Origin of the sequence: Limosilactobacillus reuteri subsp. porcinus (assembly GCF_036621895.1) — a bacterium.
GTDB classification, from domain to species: domain Bacteria; phylum Bacillota; class Bacilli; order Lactobacillales; family Lactobacillaceae; genus Limosilactobacillus; species Limosilactobacillus reuteri_J.
Genome location: NZ_LN887347.1, coordinates 1 through 7,512, shown reverse-complemented (window position 1 = coordinate 7,512; position 7,512 = coordinate 1). Strand labels below are relative to the sequence as shown.

The following is a 7,512-nucleotide window of genomic DNA, read 5'->3' as shown; positions in this document are numbered from 1 at the left end:
TTTGACGGGTGGTTATGATTTGGCATAGATTAAATTTAATAAGTATTGCTAGTTTATATTCAGATTTTTGACCATAGAGCAAATTTAACCGAATTTTGATAAAAAAGGCTAAATTAAGTTAATGCGCTCAGAAAGGCTAATAACGCAAAATTAGGCCGAATAATGTGGTATAATAGAATTACAAAAGTAGGTGAAAAAAATGGAAGAAAAGTCAGTGTTGATTGATAGTCCATTTATTACACTCGGCCAGTTACTCAAAGAAGAGGGGATTATTCCTACTGGCGGAGCAGCTAAATGGTTTCTAAAAGAAAATACTGTATTAGTAAATGATGAGCCAGATGATCGGCGGGGACGCAAATTGTATCCCGAAGATAAGATTCAAATTCCTGACCACCAATTACTTGTTATTAAGAGTAAGTAGGGATAAGCATGATTCTGACGGAATTGCATTTACATCACTTTCGAAATTATCAGGATCTAACCGTTCACTTCAACCCTGGAGTGAACGTTTTAATTGGTCATAATGCACAGGGTAAAACGAATATGCTAGAGGCAATCTATGTTCTTTCCCTGACCAAGAGTCATCGAACAAGTAATGACCATGAACTTATTAATTGGCAAGAAAAATCAGCTCTAATAAGTGGCACGGTAGAAAAAAGTATTGGCAAGGTTCCGCTTGAATTACAATTCTCAAGTAAAGGAAAAAAGGCAAAGGTAAATCATTTAGAACAGGCGCGATTATCACAGTATGTGGGTCAACTAAATGCAATATTATTTGCCCCTGAGGATTTGTCGTTGGTAAAAGGCTCCCCAGCTTTACGCCGCCACTTTATGGATCGAGAGTTTAGCCAGATGAGTAGCAAATACCTCTACAATGCAGGCCAATATCGCACACTCTTACGACAAAAAAACAAATATTTAAAGCAACTAAAATATAAGCAACAAACTGATCGCGTCCTTTTAGGAGTCCTATCTGATCAGCTTGCTGCTTTTGGTGCGGAAGTAATTATTGCCCGTCAACATTTTTTAAAGCACCTTGAAGGATGGGCAGCTGATTTGCATCAAGAAATTTCACTAAATAAGGAATCATTACGGCTTGAATACGTTAATCAATTAAAGGTTAATGATGAGACTACTGTTGAAGAGGCTTATCAGGCCCTTTTTAAGTTATATCAAGACAACGAACAGCGTGAAATTGAGCAGGGGACAACAATTTACGGCCCCCATCGTGATGATATCCGCTTTCTGGTAAATGATAAAAATGTACAGGCTTTTGGATCGCAAGGACAACAGCGAACGACAGCACTATCAGTAAAACTAGCAGAGATTGATTTGATGAAAGAGCAAACAGGCGAGTATCCATTATTATTATTGGACGATGTGTTATCGGAACTAGATACGATTCGACAAACACACCTGTTAACAGCCATTCAGAATAAAGTTCAAACATTTTTGACGACAACTAGTCTGAGTGATGTTGCTCGCCAGCTAATTAATGAACCCACGATTTTTGAAATTGAGCACGGCACTTTGAATAAGGAGGAAGTAAAGTGAGCAACGAACAACAAAAAGAAACCAAGATGGAATTGGCTAGTGAATACGATGCTAGTCAAATTCAGGTTTTAAAGGGATTGGATGCAGTTCGAAAGCGTCCCGGAATGTACATTGGTTCCACTTCAGCCCAGGGACTTCATCACCTTGTTTGGGAAATTGTCGATAACGGAATTGATGAAGCCTTAGCAGGATTCTGTGATGAAATTAATGTTGTAGTTAATCCAGATAACAGTATTACTGTTAAGGATAATGGTCGTGGAATTCCAGTTGATACGCAAAAAGAAACTGGAAAGTCAGCCTTAGAAACGGTCTTTACTGTTCTGCACGCCGGAGGAAAATTTGGCGGCGGCGGATATAAGGTTTCTGGAGGTCTTCACGGGGTAGGGGCTTCTGTTGTAAATGCCTTATCTACTGAATTAGATGTTAAAGTTGCTCGTCAAGGTAAACGTTACTACATGGATTTTGATCATGGTCATGTTAAGTCTGCAATGAAGGTAATTGAAGAAGGACTTCCAGAAACTGAGCATGGTACAACCGTTCACTTTAAGCCGGATCCAGAAATTTTCCGTGAAACAACGACTTACAATATTAAAACTTTAACTGATCGTTTAAGAGAGTTAGCTTTCTTAAATAAGGGACTTAAAATCACGATCGAAGACTTACGACAAGCAGATCATGAACGGAAAGAATTCCATTATGAAGGTGGTATTCGTCATTATGTTGAATACCTTAATGAAGATCAAAATGTTTTATTTGATCCACCAATTTACGTGGAAGGTAAAGAAAATGATATTACTGTTGAAGTTTCCTTACAATATACAGATTCATATCGTAGCAACTTACTAACTTTTACTAACAATATTCATACTTATGAAGGTGGAACTCATGAGACCGGATTTAAGATGGCTCTTACACGCGTTATTAATGACTACGGCCACAAAGCAGGTGTCTTAAAGTCGAATGAGACCTTATCAGGAGACGACGTACGGGAAGGTTTAACTGCTGTTGTCTCCATTAAGCACCCTGATCCGCAATTCGAGGGACAGACTAAGACTAAGTTAGGAAACTCAGATGCACGAACAGCGACTGACCATGTCTTTGCGGCAACATTTAACCGGTTCTTATTAGAACACCCAGACGAAGCGCGGCAAATTATTGAAAAAGGTCAACTCGCTTCCAAAGCACGGGTAGCTGCTAAACGTGCCCGGGAAGTTACCCGTAAAAAGAGTGGTCTTGAAATTAGTAATTTACCAGGTAAGTTAGCGGATAACACAAGTAAGGATCCAGAAATTTCAGAATTATTTATTGTCGAGGGTGATTCTGCCGGTGGTTCAGCAAAGCAAGGACGTTCGCGACTCACCCAGGCAATCCTTCCAATTCGCGGAAAGATCTTGAATGTTGAAAAAGCAACTCTTGATCGAGTCCTAGCTAATGACGAAATTCGTTCTTTATTTACCGCTCTTGGAACAGGATTTGGTGATGACTTTGATATTACAAAGGCTAATTACCATAAATTAATTATCATGACTGATGCGGATGTTGATGGTGCCCATATTCGGACATTACTGTTAACCTTGTTCTATCGCTTTATGAAACCAATGATTACGCATGGGTATGTTTATATTGCACAACCGCCGCTATATCAAGTTCGGCAAGGTAAATTTGTAAAATACATTGACTCTGATGAAGAACTAGAACAGGTTGTAAGCTCACTGCAACCAAGTCCTAAGCCAGTTATTCAACGTTACAAAGGGCTAGGTGAAATGGATGCTGAGCAATTATGGGAAACAACAATGGACCCAGAAAATCGACACCTATTACGAGTAAAACTAGACGACGCAGAACAGGCTGATAAGATTTTCCCAATGCTAATGGGAACCAAGGTCGGACCACGGCGCGACTTTATTGAGCAAAATGCTAAGTTCGTTGAAAACCTTGACCTGTAATTAACTGTTGTTTACTGCTAACGCAAAAAAGGAGGAACGACATTGGCTGAACAAGATATGCCTAATCGGATCACGGATGTAAATCTTACGAGTCAGATGAAAAACTCATTCTTGGATTATGCAATGAGTGTTATTGTTTCACGTGCGCTTCCAGACGTCCGTGATGGATTAAAACCGGTACAACGCCGGATTCTATATGGAATGAATGAATTAGGGGTTACTCCAGATAAACCTTACAAGAAGTCAGCCCGGATTGTCGGAGATGTAATGGGTAAATTCCACCCTCATGGTGACTCTTCAATTTATGAAGGACTTGTGCGAATGGCTCAAGACTTTAGTTACCGTTACATGCTTGTTGATGGTCACGGTAATTTCGGGTCGGTTGATGGTGATGGAGCGGCCGCCATGCGTTATACCGAAGCAAAGATGAGCAAAATTGCAGTTGAAATGCTTCGGGATATCAATAAAAATACTGTTGATTTCCATGATAACTATGATGGTACTGAAAAAGAACCGGATGTATTACCAGCTCGTTTTCCTAATTTATTAGTTAACGGTGCCTCAGGGATTGCCGTGGGGATGGCTACTAATATTCCAACCCATAATTTGGGTGAGGTTATTAATGGCCTGCATATGTTAATGAATAACCCTGATATTACAACGGAAGGACTAATGAAGGCTATTCCTGGTCCCGACTTTCCAACTGGTGGAGTAGTAATGGGTAAGTCCGGTATTCGTAAAGCTTATGAAACCGGTCGGGGAACTATTATTGTTCGAGCAAAAGTTGATATTGAAGAACAGAAGAATGGTAAGCAACGGATCATTGTTCACGAAATTCCATACATGGTTAATAAGGCAAAGTTAATTGAACGAATTGCTGAATTAGCTCGAAATAAAGATATTGATGGAATTACTGATGTTAACGATGAAACTGACCGTGACGGAATGCGAATTGTAATTGATGTTCGTCGTGATGCCAGTGCTGAAGTTATCTTGAATAATCTTTACAAGATGACCTTGATGCAAACAACTTTTAACTTCAATATGCTAGCAATTGTTAATGGTGCTCCAAAGATTTTAAGCTTGAAACAAATCTTGCAATATTATCTGGAACACCAAGAATCAGTTGTACGACGACGGACAGAATTTGAATTAAAGAAAGCCCAAAATCGTGCGCACATTGTTGCCGGATTGCGGATCGCTTTAGACCATATTGATGAGATAATTAATATTATTCGTAATTCACAAACAAGTGAAGTAGCGAAAAATGAGTTGATGAATAATTATGGTTTATCAGATCGACAGGCCCAAGCTATCCTCGATATGCGGCTAGTTCGGTTGACTGGCCTAGAACGGGAAAAGATAGAGGATGAGTACCAAAAATTAATGGCAGCAATTGCTGATTACAAGGATATTCTTGCTCATCGTGAACGGATCAATCAAATCATTTATGATGAATTGATGGAAATTCAAAAACGTTTTGGGGATGAACGGCGGACTGAGCTTCAAGTTGGTGATATTACCAATATTGAAGATGAAGACCTAATTGAAGAAGAAGATATTATCGTTGCCTTGACCCACAATGGATACATTAAACGTCTTCCGGTTGATGAATTTAAGTCTCAGCATCGTGGCGGCCGTGGTGTTAAGGGAATGGGAGTTCATAAAGATGACTTTATTGAACAACTAATTTCTAGTTCAACTCATGATATGTTGCTCTTCTTTACTAACTCAGGAAAAGTATACTCAATGAAGGGGTATGAAGTTCCTGAATATGGTCGGGCTGCTCAAGGAATTCCAATTATTAATCTTCTTGGAATTAATAATAAAGAGAAGATTAGTGCTGTAATCAATGTTTCACATGAAACTAACGATGATGATAAATACCTCTTCTTTACTACCAAGCTAGGAACCGTTAAGCGAACAGCAGTAACAGAATTTAAGAATATTCGAAGCAATGGATTAAAGGCGCTCAACCTTCATGAAAACGATGAATTGATCGATGTAGAAGTTATTAGTGAAGATCAGCCAATGATTATTGGTACTCATAATGGGTATGCGCTTAGCTTTAAATCATCGGTTGTTCGATCAATGGGACGAAGCGCAGCAGGAGTTCGTGGAATTCGTTTACGAGATGAAGACTACGTAATTGGTGCGGCCCCTCTTAATTCTGATAGCAAGGTTCTTGTAATTAGTGAAAATGGTTTTGGAAAGCAAACGCCTGCTTCTGAATACCCAATCAAAGGACGGGGAGGACTAGGCGTTAAGACAGTTAATGTTACTGCAAAGAATGGTCCATTAATTGGTTTAACGACTGTCAATGGTGATGAAGATATTATGTTAGTTACCGACCAGGGAGTAATTATTCGTTTTGGCATTGAAAGTGTATCGCAAACTGGACGATCTGCGGTTGGTGTTCACTTAATTAAGATGGATAATGGTGCCCGTGTTGCTACAATTGCAAAGGTGGATAAAGAGGTCGATGAGGAAACTGAAGAAGCTACTAACAATTCCTCACAAGAAGAAAGTCAACCAACAGAAAATTAAAAAAATAAAGTGAAAAAGTAGATATTTTACGTATATATAGTTATAGTGACCGCAACATTTAGGATTTCTTGTTAGATGTTCCTTGTTTTAAATAGAATTTTATGCTATATTTTATGTCTGTGAGTATACGTAATGACGTCTACTTTCCTTGTTCTTCTCAAATAGCGAGAAGAGCCAGAGTCCATAAGGAGGTGTAACATTCATGGAAACACGCAAATATGAAATTACTTACATCATTCGTCCTGATATCGAAGAATCTGCAAAGAGCGAATTGGTAGACCGATTCGACAAGATCTTGGCGGACAATGGTGCAACTATCGCTGATTCAAAGGATTGGTCAACTCGTCGTTTTGCTTACCCAATCGCTAAGTACACTGAAGGTACTTACCACGTGGTAAACTTAACTACTGATTCCGATCAAGCTTTAAACGAATTTGATCGTTTAGCTAAGTTCAGTGATGATATCCTACGTCACATGATTGTTAAGCTTGATGCTTAATTAATTTGTCAATAAAGTAAAGAGAGGAGAAAGATCTATGCTTAATCGTGCAGTCTTAACTGGGCGTTTAACAAGAGATCCCGAGTTGCGGTACACAACCAGCGGGACAGCAGTTGTTTCATTTACGTTAGCTGTTGATCGGCAATTCCGAAACCAAAATGGTGATCGTGATGCTGATTTTATCAATTGCGTTATTTGGCGTAAATCCGCTGAAAACTTTAGTAACTTTACGCATAAGGGTTCACTTGTTGGAATTGAAGGGCGTATTCAAACCCGGAATTATGAAAACCAACAGGGTAACCGTGTGTATGTTACCGAAGTTGTTGTAGATAATTTTGCATTGTTAGAACCTCGTCAAAATGGTGGCATGAACCAATCAGGGGTTCAACAACCATTTAACAGCAACCAACAATCGTTTGGTGCTCAGGCTCCACAATATGGCAGTCAACCACAACCTGGAAATAATGCTCCTCAAAGTAATCCGTCACCAAGTATGGACAATGGTTTCGATCCCAATCAAAATGCTGGCAACCAGTTCCCTGGAAGCAGTGATGATGGTGGTCAATCCATTGATTTAGCTGATGACGAATTACCATTCTAAATAAATTTTTACTCAGAATAGGAGGGTAATTTCATGGCACAACAACGTCGGGGCGGACGTCGTCGCCGTAAGGTCGACTTCATCGCCGCAAACCACATCGAATACATCGATTACAAAGACACTGATTTATTACGTCGGTTCATTTCTGAACGTGGTAAGATCTTACCACGTCGGGTTACTGGTACTAGTGCTAAGAACCAACGTAAGTTAACTATCGCTATCAAGCGTGCACGGATCATGGGTCTTTTGCCATTCGTTGCAGAAGACTAGTTTCCGCAAGAATAAAAAATAATAGAGGCTGGGAAAAAACTCCTAGTCCAAAATAAAAACTGGATGATGAATTTTTTGAACAATTCATCATCCGG

7 protein-coding genes are annotated in these 7,512 nt (G+C 39.4%); all 7 read left to right on the top strand.

The window, feature by feature from the left end; all coding sequences use genetic code 11:
* Positions 1-199: 199 nt before the first annotated feature.
* The 7 genes from yaaA to rpsR all read left to right on the top strand — a co-directional run bounded on the left by yaaA (position 200) and on the right by rpsR (position 7,417).
* Positions 200-421: a S4 domain-containing protein YaaA gene (gene yaaA / locus AACL61_RS02110; protein WP_003665230.1), complete on the top strand. Its 222-nt coding sequence runs from the start codon at positions 200-202 to the stop codon at positions 419-421.
* 8 nt (positions 422-429) lie between these two features.
* Positions 430-1,554, top strand: coding sequence for a DNA replication/repair protein RecF (gene recF / locus AACL61_RS02105; RefSeq protein ID WP_339110915.1), 1,125 nt, complete (start codon positions 430-432; stop codon positions 1,552-1,554).
* Between the two features lie 26 nt (positions 1,555-1,580).
* The gene (gyrB, locus tag AACL61_RS02100; protein WP_035170520.1) at positions 1,581-3,500 is read left to right on the top strand and encodes a DNA topoisomerase (ATP-hydrolyzing) subunit B; all 1,920 of its coding nucleotides are present in this window, start codon (positions 1,581-1,583) and stop codon (positions 3,498-3,500) included.
* Positions 3,501-3,542: 42 nt separating this feature from the next.
* Positions 3,543-6,047 (top strand): DNA gyrase subunit A, encoded by a 2,505-nt coding sequence (gene gyrA / locus AACL61_RS02095; RefSeq protein ID WP_102816318.1) that lies wholly within the window; start codon positions 3,543-3,545, stop codon positions 6,045-6,047.
* Between the two features lie 202 nt (positions 6,048-6,249).
* A complete protein-coding gene (rpsF, locus tag AACL61_RS02090) occupies positions 6,250-6,546 on the top strand; it encodes a 30S ribosomal protein S6 (protein WP_003665235.1) in 297 nt (98 codons plus the stop codon).
* A gap of 37 nt (positions 6,547-6,583) precedes the next feature.
* Positions 6,584-7,147: a single-stranded DNA-binding protein gene (gene ssb / locus AACL61_RS02085; protein ID WP_003669492.1), complete on the top strand. Its 564-nt coding sequence runs from the start codon at positions 6,584-6,586 to the stop codon at positions 7,145-7,147.
* 33 nt (positions 7,148-7,180) lie between these two features.
* Positions 7,181-7,417, top strand: coding sequence for a 30S ribosomal protein S18 (gene rpsR, locus AACL61_RS02080; protein WP_003665240.1), 237 nt, complete (start codon positions 7,181-7,183; stop codon positions 7,415-7,417).
* Positions 7,418-7,512: the final 95 nt, after the last annotated feature.